Genomic DNA, 17,219 nt, shown 5'->3' on the forward strand with positions numbered 1-17,219 from the left:
GCATTTTACTCAGAATTCTGCAATTGCCTTGAAGGCATGAGAGCTTGCCTGTCGAGATAGGCCTGATAGCGCTCCGACGATTTTCGAAGATACGCTTTGCCCTCAACAACAAACCCATCCAGGTTATGATTCAGGCAGTAAGTTGAGAGATCATCCATTCTGTTTATGAAACCCCTCCCATTGAAATTCAGGGAGGTATTGCACAACACGCCGTGGCCAGTGCGGGTCTTGAATGCCTTCAGCAGTCCGTACAGCTCTCGGTTTGTTTCGGCTGAAACTGTTTGAATTCGAGCCGTTCCATTGACATGGGTAACAGCGGGTAGGGCATCGGTTTTGACTTTTTGTGTGTAGAGCATAAAGGGGCTGGCCCAATCGCAGCCAAACCATCTTTGCGCTTCTTCCTCGAGACAAATTGGTGCAATCGGACGAAATTGCTCACGTTGCTTGATGTCGTTTAGTCTAATTCTAGTGCTGTCTTTAAATGGGGCCGCGAGAATAGATCGATTACCTAAAGCGCGCGGACCGATCTCATACTTGCCGTTCACCCACCCAAGGATCAGGTCGCAGGCAAGCATGTCGGCAATCGTGTTGTATTTTGTCTCCGAGATATCGTACTGCGCCAAATCAAACGACGCGGCCTTGTTGAAGACTAGGCCTGAGTAAACATTCCAGTCGATTTTTGGATTACCAGTAAAATGAAACTGCGCATCTATTGCTGTTCCAATTGCCGAGCCCGAGTCATTTGCAACTGGGGGAATGAATATTTCGGTGAAAAGGCCCGTTTCCTTCCATTTTGTATTCCAGTCGCAATTCAGGCCACATCCACCCGCTATGACTAAGGGCATTCCCCTTTTCAGATTCCTTCTTGCGAATTGATAAAAAGCATCAAAAATCTTGTCACTGTATATGCCTGCAAAATTACGAAACTCTGGGTCATCCAGCCCGACATCACGATAGGGTAAGTGCTCAAGGTCTTCGTACTCGGATAGCTGCCGGTAAGGACCCTCTAACAAGAAATCGAGCAATTTTTGTTCGACAGGCAATGGCACATCTCGTTTTGAAAATGAGGCCAAAGCCATAAGCTTCCCAGCGTCAGAAATTCGAAAATAGGGAGTATTCTTGGGAAAGGTTGGGTCAGCCAAGCCATAAAGCATCGCATAGCGATTTCCTGGCTTATCTAAAGCTTCGCCAAGCGATCTAATGTTTAGTTCTGAGTCAATCTCGTAGAATGAGCCGATCGCTCCTTCCCAAACCAATGCGTAACAAGGAGTGCCTTTCGGTAAAGGCGACATTCCAAAGGCGCAAAGTACGTGAGAGCGCTCGTGGGAGGACGAAAAATAATGAACGGGTTTACCCAATAAGTTTCGTTGGTTCGCGATGACATCGTTTTTTAATGTGCCGCGATAACCTGCATGGGTTATTGCTCCACGCTCATATTCAAAATGATCCCTGGGCCACCAGCCGCCAGTGCAAAGGACATCCGGAATCTCACCTATTTCGCTCAGAACATCGAACACATCGCCACTTGATATGGGGGAGTATCGATAGTTCGAATTCTTCTCGGCTTCAATTGATAGAACTAGTCGAGCATCCTTGAGGTAGGCGATAGCCCCGTCATGTCCGGGATTGTAGGAAAGGATGTTCATGTCGTCGCAGTCTCCCAATTAGCTCCAAATATGCTCTTGCGGCCCGAATTCTTTGAAAACAAATACGTGCTTTAACCTTCAGCTCAATTCTAACTATGCATGCACACTACATGTGGATTGTGAGCTTTGGAACTAATACCATAAGGCATGACTAATCGCGTAGACATGTCGGATAGTCCCGAGCACCATCGGCAGCGCTCTGAATTTATCAGAGGTCTAGTCCAGCGCTCAGAGCTGGAAGGGGCATGCCACGACCAATACAAACAGTCCCCACCTAAAATGATTGTGCAGTTTTGGCATGATTTAACTGCCTGTCCGGCGGATATACACCAGTGCATATCTTCTTGGACCCGCTGGACAGCGAGAGGCTTCGAGCATCGCTTGTTCGATGAGATCAGCGCAAAGGCATTTATTCGAAATTCGCTAGATGCTCGGCATGAGCAGGCCTTTGAGCGTTGTTACCACCCAGCTATGCAATCAGACTATTTTCGTCTGTGTTATTTATGGGAAGAAGGAGGCTTCTATGTTGATGCAGACGATGTCTGCATTGGTCCGCAAATTGATTTTCTCTTCAATGACGGTCGATTGAAGGTGCAGCCGCTCTGCTATGATATCGCATCATCAGCAATGATTAGCCCGGCCAGCTTCCTTCCAGTAGGAAATTATGAATCAAGCTGGATTTTTTACATCAACAACAATCCTCTCATTACAAGCAGACGCCATCCGATTATTGAAATTGCTCTCAATCGGGCAACCGAATTGCTGCAATACGCAGATAAGGATGCGTTGCCGGAAATACAGACAACGACCGGACCGGGAAATTTATCTAGGTCAATTTTCGAATTTGGCGTTGGTGCAAAAGCTGTGGAGCGTGATTTGGTGGTACTGCGAGACTGGGAGTCGCTTGCTATTTCGAAATGGCCTCTGAGCTATCGTGACGATGCTCGGAATTGGCGCTTCTCTAATCAAAAGCGGTTTCAACGCGAGGAAAAGTAATCTGGAATGAAACTTACAAGGCCCTTGCATACTGTCTCTCGCATTTTGCACTCCTTATTTTTGAAGATTCGAGCATATTTACCGCGGAGACGTTCATACTCTTTTGTGCCATCAGCAGATGGTCAACAATCCGGTATCACCCAGATATACGTTATTAACTTAGATCGTCAGCCGGAGCGTTGGATAGATGTTCTTCGAGAGCTAGGTTGTATTTTAGGTGCGGACGGCGAGCCGCTGACTAAGTGGGCGGTAAGGTACTCTGCGAACGACGCGAGAAATGCCCCACACGACCTCGAAGATTTGGTAGAAATTGATCCCTTCTACACGCTAGGTGATCAGCTATATGTTGAGCCGCAGCCTCATGCGCTGCCTGACGAGTTTGATTTAGACCGTCCGATACGGATGAGTCCGGCAGAGATTGCAATCGCCCGCTCGCACATTGAGATCTGGAGGACCGTAGCGGAGTCTGATGCGCCTTATGCGCTTGTAGTCGAAGACGATGTTTGGTTTGAGAGGTGTTTCGCGAACGCTATTGATCAAGCGTGGCGCGAAATGAGGGAGATTGATAAGGCGGATCCCGCTTTTGATATTCTGTATTTATCTTATGCAGAGGCGCGTCATGGCGCACCAAAGGAGTTGATATCGGAAAACGTGTTTCGTCCAGAGCGTGGGCTTTGGTACTTGTCCGGCTATGTATTATCGAAAAAAGGAGCGCAGAAGCTTCTTCGACTCCTTCCGTGTCGGGGGCCCATCGACCTTTGGATCAATCACCTATTTCATACCATTAATGTGCGAGCTCTTCGGCGTCCGGTGATCCATCAACGTCTTGATCTTGTTTCAACCAATTCATATTCGATTTTGCCTGCCCTATCGAAGATCGGCGTCCTCGACTACAGCAATGCTGCACTATTTCAGCAGCAGCCGACCCAATTTCCGGTGTTCGCATTTGGCAGGCCGGGATCTGGACTGTCGTCACTTGCGATAGCGCTCTCGATGCTAGGCTATCGATGTTGCAGCGATATTGAGCGCATTCCGGAAGCAGAGCTTAAAAGAATCCTCGCCGGTTCTGCCAAGACCGTATTCAATGCCTACGTCAATGTTGGTTCGCTAGAACCTCATTTGCGAACACTTATGTCGTGTTATCCGCAGGCTAAATTCATAGTGACTGAGGATAAGGAATCTGTTGGTTCTCGCTATGACGAAATGATGGATATCTTAGATGGTGCTGATGTAGTTCGTTTGAATCGCGATGAAGGTTCTGACTGGCGTGTGCTTTGTGAACATTTGAGGCTGCCGCCACCTACAGCATCGTACCCAACTATAAAAGACATTGGTCAGCGAAAGCATCGGGATGTTGTCATAGATAATGCAAGGGCAAATCGAGCTAAGCTTCTCAAGTCCGACCGGACACCATGGAGTGTAGGGCCGTATACGGGGTGGAACGGGATAAATGCGAGTCCAGCAGAACGGCCGCGCGCATTAGCTTTGAAGGTAAGTTTCGATGAAGATCTGATAAATATACAGCCACGCCGGTGGTTACTAAGAAGCGATACATTTCCTGGAAACTTGGGATTGTTCCGTCCTGCTAACGCGTCGATTGAGCCAGATATTGGTCTAGCACTTAAAGTTGGTCGAGAAGCACTCGGGGTGCGGGACTATAGCGCCGCCGCGATATCAAGTTCTGAGAGATTTTTGTACGGGCGTTTTGAGGCCACTCTGCAAGTAACGAACGTTTCAGGTCTAGTTACTGGTTTCTTCCTTTACCGTTCCTCGCCTCGCCAGGAAATTGATATTGAGATAACGGGAAATTGTCCCACTCGGCTTTTAGTCAACGTTTTCTATAATCCGGGTTCGGAAGGGGCAAAGTTTGACTATGGCTATCGTGGGACGCCGGTAGCTATTCCGCTCGGATTTGATTCGTCCAAGGCCCCCCATCGCTACGCGATCGAATGGGATCCATGTGAGATTCGGTGGCTTGTCGATGGCGAATTAGTTCATCGTCGAGTCATATGGAATCCGACGCCTGTTCCGGATCTTCCCATGACATTGCACTTAAATACTTGGCCGACTCGCTCCCGTGAGCTTGCTGGTCGGCTTGCGGTTAGTAGGTTACCTGCATCGACAATTGTGCGAAATGTGTCGGTAGATGCATACAAGGCAGACAGAGTCTAATCGCGTACGTTTGGATCCACTGCGACTGGGAAATGAGAAGATTAGGCAGGCTATTCTCTGCAAGGGGTGACGAGATTAAACGGCTGAAAACGGCCAGTGAGTTATAGAAACGGTTTCTATAGCTCATCGACCTGATTCCAAACCGGCAAAGAAACCGGCAATCGGATGCGGAAAAGTAGATCTAAGGGTTTGTTTTCTCGCGGATTGATAGCCGGAATAAACTGGCAAATGCCTGGCTACTGCTTGCGATGAGCCTCGATGATCTCCCGACGGCGCTGGATAGGGAGTCGGCAAGCGACTCACGTCGGTGATGAATCATCAGACAAATAGGATTCCCTGATAGCTTGCCCGGCGCTATCGTTTGCCGCACTCCTGCGGGAAACGATCTTTCTGCGTGAACTCTGACGCCGAAAGTGGCGGTGGGCTTTATTCTCGAGAGGCCGGTGCGTTATCGTTTGCCCACGACTGTGCAAACGAAAAAGCGGTCTAAACCCGTAGGTCGGGATGCCCACCAAAACCACAGAATTCTTTGAAATTTAGCACAAATGCTAGCACAGAAATATTTTCAAGCGGCTTTATGTTAATTAAATCAGATATTTGATTGGCATTCCGGGCGGCTCATAACCTGAAGGTCATAGGTTCAAATCCTATCCCCGCAACCAAACAAAAAACCCTTCTAGATCAGTGATCTAGAAGGGTTTTTCTTTGCCGGCGGATGTTCGCCCGAAGGGCGCTATGCGCCCGATCCGCCCGGCACGATCTTCTCGGCGAGCTTCTGATCCACGATGTCGACCGTGCGGTCGATTTCAGCGTTGGGCATGTTCAGCTGATGCGAGATCAGCTTCACTAGCAGGTCGACCCGTTCGATGAAGGGGGCGCCGCTGGCGACTGCGCGGGCGGCCGACGAGGGCTTGAGCAGGCTTTCCGCCGCCTTGGCGTATTTCTCGAAAGGGACCTGATCCTGCGGATCGGCGCCCAGTCGCAGCGCGATGGCGTCGACATGCTCGTAGATCGACTTCGAAAGTTTCAGATCGCCATGCACCGCCTCGCGGATCGGCTGCGGATCGGTCGGCGTGATGCAGCGATAATTGCCGGTCAACAGCATCGACCATTTCGCCAGCGGCACAAACAGCGAGTCGAACACCTTCAGCTTTACGGGAACATCCTGGCCGTCGAGCTTCACGGCATCGATATCCGCTTCCAGTTCGCGCAGCAGCCTGTTGTGGGCCTCGTCTTCAAATATCGCGGCCTTGAAGTTGGTAGGCAGTCCGACGTGAAGCACGTTCGCTGCTTCCTCCGGCGGACGGAAGGCCTGCGGATCGGGGGAGCAGAGCGTGACAAGTCCCGGCTTGAAACGTTCCCAGACCGTGGCATTGGTATAGGCTTCTTCGAGGTCCATGCCTTTAAGCGCTTCGATGCGCTTGAGATAGGGCAGCGGCGGCATGTTCATGATCGAAAGGCAAGGCAGTTTCGCCTCGGCAATCTTGATCATCAGAACCCGGATCGTGTGATTGGTGTATTGCGGTTCCTGCATCGCAAGGCCAACCAGATCGTAACGCGACAGGCTGACTTCATGGGGTGTGGTTGCGTCCAGTTTGCCGGGCAGGTCGCGCGAGAAGATCGAGCGATGCGCCGGTTCGTCACGCAACTTGATGCGGACTTCAGTGCCCTTGCTGTTGATGAGGTCTGCGGTCTGCTTCCGGCAGACCAGGGTCACGTTGTGACCGGCCATCAGCAGTTTCGTCGCCAGCAGGGAGCCGTATGAAGCTCCAAGAATGAGAATGTTGCGCGCCATGATCACCCGTTCAAAATTATGCCCTGATACCCGCCGAAGCGGGGACAGGGACAGTGTCCGTCACACCAGAAATCCCGTCTCGCCGGGAGCGGCGGAGGCCAAACCCTCAAGCGTCACAAGGGAATAACCCCATGGGGAGGCCAATCGTCTAACGTATCTTGGTATACATCACAATCGTATACCAGAAGGCATTTAGGCCTCTTTGCCGCGCCTCAGAAAAAAGCCGCCCCATTGGGCGGCTTTTGCCGGGCTTGCAGGATGTCTCAGTTGGTCTTGCCGAACTGCGGCTCGTCCGGCTTGCTGAAGACGTTGCCGCTCGGACCGTATCCCGTGATCTGGATGACGGCGCCTTCCTCGCGCGTGCCGTCCCAATGCACCTTGCCGTTCGGATGCATCATGTAAGCGCCGGTCTTGAGCGGAATCGCTTTCTCCGGTTCGAAGGTTTCGCCCGTGCCCGTGTACCAGCTTCCCGACAGCACCACGACGTGACGGTCCTCGGGATGCTTGTGCGGCTTGCTCATGATGCCCGGCGGCCATTTGATGCGCAGCACGTAGATGCCGGGCTTCGACGGATCGCCAAACAGGGTCGCGACCTCGACGCCGACGCCGAACGGATTCTTGTACTGCTCTTCGCCCGCCTTGATGCGGATGAAACCGTCGCCATCGGTCTCGGCCTTCGCCGCTGGATGTGAAAGCATCGTCGCAGCAGCGATACAGCCAGCGGTCATCAGAGCAATCTTGATTTTATTCACGGTGGTTCTCTCCTTGCTTTTCTTGTTGTGCAAGGAAGTTAACCCGGCTGCGCCTCAGCGGGCAATGAACGTAGCGCTGCGAAAGCTGCTGCGCGAGACGTGCTCACCACGGCAGGCCGCGGAGGTCGATGGTGCCTTCGCGCAGCAGGCGCTTGATCTTGTAGACATAGGGCGTCAGCGCCGTGAATGTCCCGCGTCCGCCAGGCTGCTCGGCATAGACGGTGCCGTTGAAGGTCTGCCAGCCCAGCTTTTCGTAAAATGCGGCGGTGTCCGGTTCGCAGAACAGCATGCCGAAGTCGGTCGCCCGTTCATCGGTGAGGGTATGGATCGCGGCATTGATCGCCAGCGTCGCGTAGCCGCGTCCGCGGCAGTCCTCGCGCGTCGCCACGCCGCCGATTCCGCCGATGATCACCTGCCGGCCATTCCAGGTGCCGGTGCGGCGATAGATTCCGACATGGCAGACGACCTCGCCATCCGCTTCGATCATCACCCGCAGGTCGGCATGAGCGAAGACGATGTGGCCCCATGGCAGCACCTTGACGGTCTCGGGCGGCCAGACCGCCGAAAGCAAGGGCTCTGCAGTGGGCCAGCTGGAATCTCCGGTCGCAATATCGATTTCGATACTCATTTTATTGCTCGTCCTTGCGCCGCGCACATCAGCATTGCCTTGGGGTCGATGGCAAACTAGCGATTCCGATGCCAAAGTAAGAAAAACATTCCAGCGCCCCGCGAGGGCCGGAGGAAATTGCAATGCAGGCTGCTCAACTCACGTCCTACCAGCGCTGGTCCATTCTGATCGGCGCATCCGTCATGTTGAGCCTGTCGATGGGTATGCGGCAGAGCTTCGGGCTTTTCCAGCCCTCCATCCTGCACGACACCCAGATCACCAGTGCCGACTTCTCGCTCGCCACGGCGATTCAGAACATCGTCTGGGGCATCACGCAGCCCTTCGTCGGCATTTTCGCGGATCGCTACGGCTCACGCTATGTGATGCTCGTCGGCGTGCTGGTCTATATTCTCGGCCTTGTCACCATGATTTTCGCGACCACGGCGCTGGCCTTCACCTTCGGTTGCGGCATCTGCGTCGGCATCGCGCTGTCATGCACCGCCTCCAGCATGAGCATGACGGTGTCTGCGCGTGCGGTCTCTGCGGCAAAGCGCAGCGTTACCATGGGCGCGATTTCCGCCGCGGGTTCGATCGGTCTCGTCATCGCCTCGCCGTTAGCGCAGTCCCTGATTTCAACGTCGGGCTGGCAGATCGCGCTGGTCGGCTTCATCGCGCTCGCTTGCGTCATGCTTCCGTCGGCATTCAGCGCGGGCAAGGCCGACAAGATCGAAATCGACAAGGCGGACGATCTTAATCTGTCGCTCGGCGCGGTGGTGCAGTCGGCGCTCAGCCATTCCGGATACGTCATCATGGCGCTGGCGTTCTTCGTCTGCGGATTGCAGCTTGTCTTCATCACGACACATCTGCCGAACTACCTTGCGATCTGCGGTCTGGATCCGTCCCTCGGAGCGACGGCTTTGGCGCTGATCGGCCTGTTCAACGTGTTCGGATCGTATGCATTCGGTTGGCTCGGGGGACGTTATCCCAAGCAACTGCTGCTCGGCGGCATCTACATCGTGCGCTCGCTGGCGATCGCGGTGTATTTCATCCTGCCGGCCACGCCTGCTTCCACCTTGATCTTCGCCTCGGTGATGGGTTCGTTGTGGCTCGGCGTCATTCCGCTGGTGAACGGCCTCGTCGCGCAACTGTTCGGACTGCGCTTCATGGCGACCCTGACCGGCATCGCCTTTTTCAGCCATCAGGTGGGATCGTTCATCGGCGCCTGGGGCAGCGGCCTGATCTTCGATCATCTCGGCAACTATGATCTGGCGTGGAAAGGCGCGGTTATCATCGGCCTGATAGCGGGATCGTTCCAGATGCTGATGAATGTGCGGCCGCCCAGAGCCAAGGACGAACTGGCTGGCGCGCTGCCAAAGGCGGCCTGAGCGCGCATTTCGGGACATCTCCGCGGCCGTCCGGCCGCGGCTTCCCTGTTTCCCTCTCCGGGAAACCTTCTATAGTGCGCCGCGTTGACACGTCGTCACCCACAATTTCCGGAAGTAGACCCATGACCTTCACGCTCCCGAATTTGCCTTACGCCTACGATGCGCTCCAGCCGCACATGTCCAAGGAGACGCTCGAGTATCACCACGACAAGCATCACCAGGCTTACGTGACCAACGGCAACAATCTGCTGAAGGGCACCGAGTTCGAGGGCAAGTCCCTTGAAGACATCGTGAAGGGCTCGTTCGGCAAGAACGCGCCGCTCTTCAACAACGCCGGCCAGCACTACAACCATCTGCATTTCTGGAACTGGATGAAGCCCAACGGCGGCGGCGACAAACTGCCCGGCAAACTCGCCAAGAAGATCGACGAGGATCTCGGCGGTCTCGAAAAATTCAAAACCGATTTTGCGGCGGCAGGCGTCGGCCAGTTCGGCTCGGGCTGGGCCTGGCTCTCGGTCAAGAACGGCAAGCTGGAAATCTCGAAGACGGCGAACGGCGAAAGCCCGCTGGTGCACGGCGCGACGCCGATCCTCGGTGTCGACGTGTGGGAGCACTCCTACTACATCGATTACCGCAATCGCCGGCCCGACTATCTCAAGGCGTTCGTCGATCACCTCGTGAACTGGGAATATGTCGAGTCCCTGTTCTCGAAAGCGGTGTGACAGCCGTGCGCATGTCGACATGATCTCGCGGGGCCCGTTGTGGCCCCGCTTTTCATTTGTGAAGCAGATACGGACGATCCCATGAACTATCTTCTGGTTTTTGTCGGCGGCGGTCTGGGCGCATCGCTCCGGCACGCGGTCAACGTCGGTTGCGCCCGCGCATGCGGCGTCAATTTTCCCTACGGTACTTTCGTCATCAACATCACCGGCTCGCTGGTGATGGGCCTCGTCGCGGGTTACCTCGCCTTCAAGGGCGAGGCATCGCAGCCCTGGCGTTTGTTCATCATGACCGGCATTCTTGGCGGCTACACCACGTTCTCCGCCTTCTCGCTGGATTCGGTTCTGCTTTATGAGCGCGGCGAACTTGGCCTCGCTGCGTTCTATGTGGTGGGATCGGTGGTGCTGTCGATCGCGGGACTGGTGGCGGGTCTGGCGCTGGTCCGGCATTTCGCTTAGCGGTATTGCGCGTTGATGCGCATGCCTCCACGCGGCAAGCGCATGCATGTTGCACTGCTTCGATTTGCTTCATGCGTGAGGCGCAGTTATTGCTCGATCGTTGCCTGACTCCACACGAGCCCCGTTTTTGTCCGCTCCCCAACCGACAACCGAACCTGCCGATGACGGCGAGGGCGCTGACGCCAGTCCGCCCCGCAAGGGCAAGCCATTCGGCTGGTCGACCTTCATCATCGCCGTGCTGGTCGTGGTCAGCGGCGCGCTGGTCTGGCGGCGCGACGGTCTCGACGGCGTCTGGATCATTCTCTTTCATGACATCTCCCTGTTCGGCGAGATCATGCCCCGCGTTCTGGCCGGCTGTCTGCTCGGCGGATTGCTTGCTGCGGTGCTGCCGCACGACAAGGTCTCGAAATCGCTCGGACCCGAATCCGGCCTGAAGGGGCTGCTGATCGGAACGGCGTTCGGCGCGATCCTGCCGGGCGGTCCGTTCACGGCGTATCCGGTGGCGAGCGCGCTGCTCGCGGTCGGCGCCACCATCGCGATGGTCGTGAGCTGGACGCTGATCGGCTATGGCCGCGCGGTGGCGTGGGAGATGCCGATCATGGGCGCGGATTTCACGCTCTGGCGCATCGTCATTTCGCTGCCGATGCCGGTTCTCGCCGGCGCGCTCGGGCGCTTCGTTTACGTCCGCGTCCGGCACAGGTTCAAGCTGTGACCGCGCTTGTCATCGACATCCTGCTGTGGGGTTCGCTGTTCGGCGTGGGCATCATCGCGTGGCGGCAGGACAAGACCGTGTTGAGCGTGGCTCTGCGCGGCGGCGCAATGGATTTCATCAACATCGTGCCGCGCATCGCGCTTGGCGTGATCGGGTCGGGCTTCATCGCCGCAATCATTCCCTCGGAGGTGATCGTGGGCGGGCTCGGTCCGGACACCGGATGGTTCGGCGTTGCCACCGCCGTGGTGGCCGGCGCGGCGACGCCCGGAGGGCCCGTGGTTGGCTTTTCCATCGGGGCCGTAGAGCGCTCAAGAGCGGCGGCGGGGCGCCACAGGTGACCGCCTATGTGGTCGCCTGGGCGCTGTTTGCGTTCCAGCGGCTGATCCTGTGGGAAATTCCCTTCATGCCGGCCCGGTTCGTCTGGTTCCGCGCAATGGGTTCGCTGCCGTTTCCGTTTCTGGCGGCCGCGGTCGCCATGATGACCGGTAAACCCTGAGTCCGGTCCAGCCTTGCGGAACCGTGGACTCACGCTATGTTATATTATAACATAGTAAGATGTTGAGGGTTTCCGGACCGCTCAGCCTTATCTGGTTTGGAAAGCTGCCTCATGGCCCATTCGCACGGGCATTCTCACGCGCATGGCCATTCCCATGGCCACGATCATTCGCACGGTCCTCAGGTGCATGGCCACGGTGATGCGCCCCATCCGGCGCAACCGGTGACGTGGTCGATCCTGCGCATGACGGTGGCAGCGCGTCTGGCCGCGGCAGCAGCGATCAGCGCGGGCCTGTGGGTCATCGTGCTGGTGGCGATGAGGTGAGCATGAGCGCGCAGATTCAGCTCCGTGACGTCACGCTGGGCTACGACAGACATCCCGCCGTGCATCATCTCAGTGGCGAAGTCGCAGCCGGTGCGCTGGTCGCGGTGGTCGGCCCCAATGGGGCCGGGAAATCCACGCTGTTTCGCGGCATCGTCGGCATCCTTAAGCCGCTGGCGGGCGTTATCGGGCTTGGCGATCTCAACCATCGCGACATCGCCTATCTGCCGCAGACCGCCGACATCGACCGCAGTTTCCCGATCTCGGTCTACGATTTCACCGGCACCGGTCTCTGGCGGCGCAAGGGTATCTTTGGTGGCCTCGGCAAGGCCGAGCAGCAGAAAATCCGCGAAGCGCTGGCCGCGGTCGGATTGAGCGGCTTCGAGAACCGCCCGATCGGCACGCTCTCCGGTGGGCAGATGCAGCGCATGCTGTTCGCGCGGGTGTTGTTACAGGACGCGCGCGTGATCGTGCTCGATGAGCCGTTCAACGCCATCGATGCCAAAACCTCCGCCGACCTGGTTGCGCTGGTGCAGCGCTGGCATTCTGAGAAGCGCACGGTGTTGGCGGCACTGCACGATATGGAGATGGTGCGTGCAAATTTCCCCGAAACGCTGCTGCTGGCCCGCTCCAAGGTCGCATGGGGACGGACAGCGGACGTGCTGACCGCCGAGAATCTTCTGGCCGCGCGTCACATGTGCGAGGCGTTTGACGATGGTGCCGCGCCGTGCATCGACACGCCATCGCAGGCGGCGTGAGATTGTCATGATCTATAACGCGCTGATCGCGCCTTTCACCGAGTTCGAGTTCATGCGACGCGCGCTGGCTGGCGTCATCGCGCTGGCGTTCGGCGGCGCGCCGATCGGCGTATTCCTGATGCTGCGGCGGATGAGCCTCGTCGGCGACGCCATGGCGCACGCGATTCTGCCCGGCGCGGCCGTCGGCTTCCTGCTCTCGGGCCTCAATCTGTTTGCGATGACATTTGGCGGACTGATTGCAGGCTTCGCGGTGGCGATCCTGTCCGGCCTGGTTGCGCGGACAACGGAGTTGAAGGAAGACGCCTCATTGGCGGCGTTCTATCTGGTGTCGCTGGCGCTTGGTGTGACCATCGTGTCGATCAAGGGCACCAACATCGATCTGCTGCATGTGCTGTTCGGTAACATCCTGGCGATGGACGACCAGACCCTGCTGGTGATCGCGTTCAACGCCACTATCACGCTGTTGGTGCTGGCGGTGATCTACCGCCCGCTGGTGATCGAGTGCGTCGATCCGGTGTTTCTGCGTACGGTGAGCCGCGCCGGCGCGCCTGCACATCTGGCGTTTCTCGCGCTGGTCGTCATCAACCTCGTCAACGGCTTCCATGCGCTGGGTACCTTGCTCGCGGTGGGGCTGATGATCCTGCCCGCGGGCATCGCGCGATTCTGGTCGCGCGACATCACCGGTATGATCGGCATCGCGGTGGCGAGCGCCGTATTGTCAGGTTACGCGGGGCTGCTGCTGTCGTTTCACACCAAGGTGCCGTCAGGACCGGCGATCATTCTGGTCTGCGCGGTGCTGTATGTGGGCTCGGTGCTGTTCGGCAATGTCAGCGGGCTGGTGCGGCAACTGTTCCCCGGCCGCCATCTCGAAGCGTGATGGGAAATTTGATGCGGCGTGTTCTGACGATCCTGACTGTCGCGGTCGTTGCCGCCTTCAGCCCCGCGCGTGCGCAGGAGCGGCTCAACGTCGTCGCCACGTTCTCGATCCTCGGCGATTTTGCCAAGAACGTCGGCGGCGACCGCGCTAGCGTCACTACGCTGGTCGGGCCCGACAGCGATACTCACGTCTATACGCCGACGCCCGCGGACGCCCGGAAGATCACCGACGCGAAGCTCGTGATCGTCAATGGCCTTGGCCTCGAAGGCTGGCTGCCGCGTCTGGTGAAATCCTCGGGCGGCAAGGCCGTGACGGTGGTCGCCACGAAGGGCATTGCACCGCGCAAGATCGAAGCGGGCGAAGCGCTCAGCCAGGATCACGACGCGGGCTCGGCCGATCCGCACGCCTGGCAGTCGGTGCTCAACGCAAAGACCTATGTCGCCAATATTCGCGATGCGCTGATTACCGCAGATCCGGCCGGTGCGGAGGTCTACAAGGCCAATGCGGCGGCTTATCTCGCGAAACTGGATGGACTCGACGCCGACGTCCGCGCGGCGGTGGCGAATATCCCGCCGGAGCGGCGCAGCGTGATCTCCACCCACGATGCCTTTGGCTATTTCGCCGCGGCTTATGGGGTCAAATTCATCGCCCCGCAGGGCGTCTCGACCGAATCCGAGCCCAGCGCCCGCGACATTGCGGCCATCATCACGCAGATCAAAAAGCAGAAAATTCCGGCGGTTTTTCTGGAAAATGTCAGCGATCCGCGGTTGATGCGCCGGCTGGCCGCGGAGACCGCGGCAAAGATCGGCGGGACGTTGTATTCGGACAGTCTGACCGACGAAAAGGGGCCTGCCCCCACTTACATTGATATGGTCCGGCACAATATAAAGGCCCTGACGAGCGCGCTTTCAGGCTAGGGCAGGGGCCACCCCGCCGCCGGGCGCGCCTTTGACTTATCTGGAGTTTTCATGTCGGAAGCCGCTGTCGCCAAAATCCCCGTGACCGTCCTGACCGGCTACCTCGGTGCCGGGAAGACCACGCTGCTCAATCGCATCCTGTCCGAGAACCATGGCAAGAAGTACGCCGTGATCGTCAACGAATTCGGCGAGATCGGCATCGACAACGATCTGATCGTCGGTGCGGACGAAGAAGTGTTCGAGATGAACAACGGCTGCGTCTGCTGCACCGTGCGCGGCGACCTCGTGCGCATCATCGACGGGCTGATGAAGCGCAAGGGCAAGTTCGACGCCATCATTCTTGAGACGACCGGCCTCGCCGATCCGGCCCCGGTGGCACAGACCTTCTTCGTCGACGAAGACGTGCGCGAGAAAACCGCGCTTGATGCGGTGGTGACCGTGGCCGATGCCAAATGGCTGAGCGATCGCCTCAAGGATGCGCCGGAAGCCAAGAACCAGATCGCTTTCGCTGACGTCATCGTGCTGAACAAGACCGATCTGGTGACCAAGGCGGAACTGGCCGAAGTCGAGGCCCGCATCCGCGCGATCAATCCCTATGCGACGCTGCACAAGACGGAGCGCGCACAGGTCAAGTTGTCAGATGTGCTGGGGCGCGGAGCGTTCGATCTCGACCGCATTCTGGAAATCGAGCCGGAGTTTCTCGATGACGGCGGTCATGACCATGACCACGATCATCACGGCCATGACCATCACCACGATCATTCCCACGGCGGCATGAAGCACTATCACGACGAAGACATGCAGTCGCTGTCGCTGCGCACCGACAAGCCGATCGATCCGACCAAGTTCATGCCGTGGCTGCAGGAACTGGTCGCGAAGGATGGCGAGAAGATCCTGCGTTCGAAGGGCATCCTCTCCTTCAAGGGTGACGACGATCGTTATGTCTTTCAGGGCGTGCACATGATGCTGGAAGGCGACCATCAGCGGAAATGGAAGGCGGACGAAGCGCGCGAGAGCCGTCTCGTGTTCATCGGCCGTGAATTGCCCGAGCAGGCCATCCGCGACGGCTTTGCGAAAACCATCGCGTGATGAAAGAGTTCAATCCGGCTCCAGAGACGGCCTCCATCGTGTCGGTCACCGATCGCGTTGCGCCGGTCGCGCTCGGCGCTGCTGCGACCGCGATACATTTTCTCGGCGATGTCGCGGTATTTGTCGGCGCGGAAGAACATGTCACGTTCGCAAGCGGAGAGGCGACGAACGAGATCCCCGTGCATGGCGGTGGCATTCTGTGTTCGGCATCGGACGGCAAGCGCGTCGTGATGGGCGGCGACGACGGCAAGCTGGTGTCTGTCGATGTCAAATCCCACGTTGAGACGCTGGCCACCGACGCCAAGCGGCGGTGGATCGACAATGTCGCTCTGCACACCGATGGTGCGGTTGCATGGTCCGCCGGCAAGACGGCCTATGTCCGCGCGCCGAAGGGCGAGGAGAAATTCCTCGACGTGCCGTCCACGGTCGGCGGGCTGGCCTTCGCGCCCAAAGGCGTGCGGCTCGCGGTCGCGCACTACAACGGCGTGACGCTGTGGTTTCCCAACATGGGGGCGAAACCGGAATTCCTGGAGTGGAAGGGCTCGCATCTCGGTGTGACCTTCAGTGCCGACAACCGTTTCCTCGTCACCTCGATGCACGAGTCCGCGCTGCATGGCTGGCGGCTGGCTGACTCGCGCCACATGCGGATGACCGGCTATCCCGCCCGCGTACGCTCGATGTCGTGGAGCGCCGGCGGAAAGTTTCTCGCGACATCAGGCTCCGATAGCGTGATCTTGTGGCCCTTCGCCAGCAAGGACGGCCCGATGGGCAAGGAGCCTTTGATGCTGGCACCGCTGCAGGCCAAGGCGACAGTAGTCGCGTGCCATCCGAAGGACGACGTCTTTGCGGTGGGCTACAGCGACGGCACCATCCTGATGGTGCGCATCGCGGACGGCGCTGAAATCCTCGTTCGGCGCAATGCCGGCGAGCCGGTCGCCGCGCTGGCCTGGAATGCGAAAGGCTCGCTGCTCGCCTTCGCCACCGAAGACGGCGACGCCGGGTTGCTGACCCTCTGAGACATTCGGGTTCCGTATTTTTCAATCATGGATTGCGGTATCAGGCGCCCATGAATGTCGGAACCTTCACTTCGGCCACCCGTTGAAGTCCTATTGGGCAAGCAACGGGTGTCGAGATGACTCCAAATCACAAGCGCCGCGGCAGCCGGGCCAAATTTTTGTTGTCAGCACTGCTGATTGCAGCAGGTCTGGCGCTGTCGGGAGTCTCGCTGATGCAGTTGTCTTCCCGCGGTGAAATCCACATGGCGCAGACAACACAGCCGGCGGAGACGACGCCATCTGTTCCAGCAGGTAAAACCGATGGCCCGGCGGAGTCGATGCCCGGCGGTACGCGGCCGACAACGCCGGCGCCTGAGCCGGCGCGTCCCGATGCCGATGCGCAGAAGGCGGGCGCGAAGCCGGCGCTGCCGCCCGCGCCGGCCGAGAAAATGGGCGAGCCAATCAGGCGATAACCCACGCGTGAAAGCGAAAAAGCCGGGCATGTGGCCCGGCTTTGCTTTGC

At 57.8% G+C, this 17,219-nt stretch carries 19 protein-coding genes; 15 read left to right on the plus strand and 4 right to left on the minus strand.

Annotation, left to right across the window (positions count from 1 at the left end):
* Nucleotides 1-5: 5 nt before the first annotated feature.
* Nucleotides 6-1,646, minus strand: a complete 1,641-nt coding sequence (locus tag LVY71_RS21840) for a carbamoyltransferase C-terminal domain-containing protein (protein WP_235102026.1) — start codon at nt 1,644-1,646, stop codon at nt 6-8.
* 147 nt (nt 1,647-1,793) lie between these two features.
* On the opposite strand from LVY71_RS21840, the gene LVY71_RS21845 reads away from it, so the two are divergent.
* On the plus strand, nt 1,794-2,642 hold the full coding sequence (locus LVY71_RS21845; protein WP_235102027.1) for a glycosyltransferase family 32 protein: 849 nt from the start codon (nt 1,794-1,796) through the stop codon (nt 2,640-2,642).
* Between the two features lie 6 nt (nt 2,643-2,648).
* A complete protein-coding gene (locus LVY71_RS21850) occupies nt 2,649-4,814 on the plus strand; it encodes a family 16 glycosylhydrolase (RefSeq protein ID WP_235102028.1) in 2,166 nt (721 codons plus the stop codon).
* A 733-nt stretch (nt 4,815-5,547) separates the two neighbouring features.
* On the opposite strand, the gene LVY71_RS21855 is transcribed toward LVY71_RS21850, so the two are convergent.
* The 3 genes from LVY71_RS21855 to LVY71_RS21865 all read right to left on the minus strand — a co-directional run bounded on the left by LVY71_RS21855 (nt 5,548) and on the right by LVY71_RS21865 (nt 7,989).
* Nucleotides 5,548-6,609: a ketopantoate reductase family protein gene (locus tag LVY71_RS21855; protein ID WP_235102029.1), complete on the minus strand. Its 1,062-nt coding sequence runs from the start codon at nt 6,607-6,609 to the stop codon at nt 5,548-5,550.
* Between the two features lie 263 nt (nt 6,610-6,872).
* Complete coding sequence (locus LVY71_RS21860; protein WP_235102030.1) at nt 6,873-7,361, minus strand: cupin domain-containing protein; 489 nt, start codon at nt 7,359-7,361, stop codon at nt 6,873-6,875.
* Nucleotides 7,362-7,464: 103 nt separating this feature from the next.
* Nucleotides 7,465-7,989 carry a GNAT family N-acetyltransferase gene (locus LVY71_RS21865; RefSeq protein WP_235102031.1) on the minus strand — a complete coding sequence of 175 codons (525 nt, stop codon included), beginning with the start codon at nt 7,987-7,989 and terminating at the stop codon, nt 7,465-7,467.
* 122 nt (nt 7,990-8,111) lie between these two features.
* Between LVY71_RS21865 and LVY71_RS21870 the strand changes: the two genes are divergently transcribed.
* The 13 genes from LVY71_RS21870 (at nt 8,112) to LVY71_RS21930 (ending at nt 17,169) form a co-directional block, all read left to right on the plus strand.
* Entirely contained in the window at nt 8,112-9,353 is a 1,242-nt protein-coding gene (locus tag LVY71_RS21870; RefSeq protein ID WP_235102032.1) for an MFS transporter, read from the plus strand.
* A 122-nt stretch (nt 9,354-9,475) separates the two neighbouring features.
* Nucleotides 9,476-10,075 carry a superoxide dismutase gene (locus LVY71_RS21875; RefSeq protein WP_235102033.1) on the plus strand — a complete coding sequence of 200 codons (600 nt, stop codon included), beginning with the start codon at nt 9,476-9,478 and terminating at the stop codon, nt 10,073-10,075.
* Between the two features lie 81 nt (nt 10,076-10,156).
* Nucleotides 10,157-10,531: a fluoride efflux transporter CrcB gene (gene crcB / locus LVY71_RS21880; protein WP_235102034.1), complete on the plus strand. Its 375-nt coding sequence runs from the start codon at nt 10,157-10,159 to the stop codon at nt 10,529-10,531.
* Between the two features lie 127 nt (nt 10,532-10,658).
* A complete protein-coding gene (locus tag LVY71_RS21885; protein ID WP_235102035.1) occupies nt 10,659-11,243 on the plus strand; it encodes a permease in 585 nt (194 codons plus the stop codon).
* Complete coding sequence (locus LVY71_RS21890) at nt 11,240-11,581, plus strand: hypothetical protein (RefSeq protein ID WP_235102036.1); 342 nt, start codon at nt 11,240-11,242, stop codon at nt 11,579-11,581. The genes LVY71_RS21885 and LVY71_RS21890 overlap by 4 nt, the downstream gene beginning before the upstream one ends.
* Nucleotides 11,578-11,739: a hypothetical protein gene (locus LVY71_RS21895; RefSeq protein WP_235102037.1), complete on the plus strand. Its 162-nt coding sequence runs from the start codon at nt 11,578-11,580 to the stop codon at nt 11,737-11,739. Before LVY71_RS21890 ends, LVY71_RS21895 begins: the two co-directional genes overlap by 4 nt.
* 111 nt (nt 11,740-11,850) lie before the next feature.
* Complete coding sequence (locus tag LVY71_RS21900) at nt 11,851-12,063, plus strand: hypothetical protein (protein ID WP_235102038.1); 213 nt, start codon at nt 11,851-11,853, stop codon at nt 12,061-12,063.
* A gap of 2 nt (nt 12,064-12,065) precedes the next feature.
* Complete coding sequence (locus LVY71_RS21905) at nt 12,066-12,818, plus strand: metal ABC transporter ATP-binding protein (RefSeq protein ID WP_235102039.1); 753 nt, start codon at nt 12,066-12,068, stop codon at nt 12,816-12,818.
* Nucleotides 12,819-12,825: 7 nt separating this feature from the next.
* Nucleotides 12,826-13,695, plus strand: coding sequence for a metal ABC transporter permease (locus tag LVY71_RS21910; RefSeq protein WP_235102040.1), 870 nt, complete (start codon nt 12,826-12,828; stop codon nt 13,693-13,695).
* 11 nt (nt 13,696-13,706) lie between these two features.
* A complete protein-coding gene (locus tag LVY71_RS21915) occupies nt 13,707-14,612 on the plus strand; it encodes a metal ABC transporter substrate-binding protein (protein ID WP_235102041.1) in 906 nt (301 codons plus the stop codon).
* 51 nt (nt 14,613-14,663) lie between these two features.
* Nucleotides 14,664-15,701 carry a CobW family GTP-binding protein gene (locus tag LVY71_RS21920; protein WP_235102042.1) on the plus strand — a complete coding sequence of 346 codons (1,038 nt, stop codon included), beginning with the start codon at nt 14,664-14,666 and terminating at the stop codon, nt 15,699-15,701.
* Entirely contained in the window at nt 15,701-16,717 is a 1,017-nt protein-coding gene (locus LVY71_RS21925; RefSeq protein WP_235102043.1) for a WD40 repeat domain-containing protein, read from the plus strand. Before LVY71_RS21920 ends, LVY71_RS21925 begins: the two co-directional genes overlap by 1 nt.
* Before the next feature lie 116 nt (nt 16,718-16,833).
* Nucleotides 16,834-17,169 (plus strand): hypothetical protein, encoded by a 336-nt coding sequence (locus LVY71_RS21930; RefSeq protein WP_235102044.1) that lies wholly within the window; start codon nt 16,834-16,836, stop codon nt 17,167-17,169.
* Nucleotides 17,170-17,219: the final 50 nt, after the last annotated feature.

This window comes from Bradyrhizobium sp. G127 (genome assembly GCF_021502575.1).
Classification (GTDB): domain Bacteria; phylum Pseudomonadota; class Alphaproteobacteria; order Rhizobiales; family Xanthobacteraceae; genus Afipia.

What these genes read in the sequence shown, in the direction of transcription:
- LVY71_RS21840 (WP_235102026.1), bottom strand. Translation starts at nt 1,646, where the DNA reads ATGAACATCCTTTCCTACAATCCCGGACATGACGGGGCTATCGCCTAC.
- LVY71_RS21845 (WP_235102027.1), top strand. Translation starts at nt 1,794, where the DNA reads ATGACTAATCGCGTAGACATGTCGGATAGTCCCGAGCACCATCGGCAG.
- LVY71_RS21850 (WP_235102028.1), top strand. Translation starts at nt 2,649, where the DNA reads ATGAAACTTACAAGGCCCTTGCATACTGTCTCTCGCATTTTGCACTCC.
- LVY71_RS21855 (WP_235102029.1), bottom strand. Translation starts at nt 6,609, where the DNA reads ATGGCGCGCAACATTCTCATTCTTGGAGCTTCATACGGCTCCCTGCTG.
- LVY71_RS21865 (WP_235102031.1), bottom strand. Translation starts at nt 7,989, where the DNA reads ATGAGTATCGAAATCGATATTGCGACCGGAGATTCCAGCTGGCCCACT.
- LVY71_RS21870 (WP_235102032.1), top strand. Translation starts at nt 8,112, where the DNA reads ATGCAGGCTGCTCAACTCACGTCCTACCAGCGCTGGTCCATTCTGATC.
- LVY71_RS21875 (WP_235102033.1), top strand. Translation starts at nt 9,476, where the DNA reads ATGACCTTCACGCTCCCGAATTTGCCTTACGCCTACGATGCGCTCCAG.
- crcB (WP_235102034.1), top strand. Translation starts at nt 10,157, where the DNA reads ATGAACTATCTTCTGGTTTTTGTCGGCGGCGGTCTGGGCGCATCGCTC.
- LVY71_RS21900 (WP_235102038.1), top strand. Translation starts at nt 11,851, where the DNA reads ATGGCCCATTCGCACGGGCATTCTCACGCGCATGGCCATTCCCATGGC.
- LVY71_RS21905 (WP_235102039.1), top strand. Translation starts at nt 12,066, where the DNA reads ATGAGCGCGCAGATTCAGCTCCGTGACGTCACGCTGGGCTACGACAGA.
- LVY71_RS21910 (WP_235102040.1), top strand. Translation starts at nt 12,826, where the DNA reads ATGATCTATAACGCGCTGATCGCGCCTTTCACCGAGTTCGAGTTCATG.
- LVY71_RS21915 (WP_235102041.1), top strand. Translation starts at nt 13,707, where the DNA reads ATGCGGCGTGTTCTGACGATCCTGACTGTCGCGGTCGTTGCCGCCTTC.
- LVY71_RS21920 (WP_235102042.1), top strand. Translation starts at nt 14,664, where the DNA reads ATGTCGGAAGCCGCTGTCGCCAAAATCCCCGTGACCGTCCTGACCGGC.
- LVY71_RS21925 (WP_235102043.1), top strand. Translation starts at nt 15,701, where the DNA reads ATGAAAGAGTTCAATCCGGCTCCAGAGACGGCCTCCATCGTGTCGGTC.
- LVY71_RS21930 (WP_235102044.1), top strand. Translation starts at nt 16,834, where the DNA reads ATGACTCCAAATCACAAGCGCCGCGGCAGCCGGGCCAAATTTTTGTTG.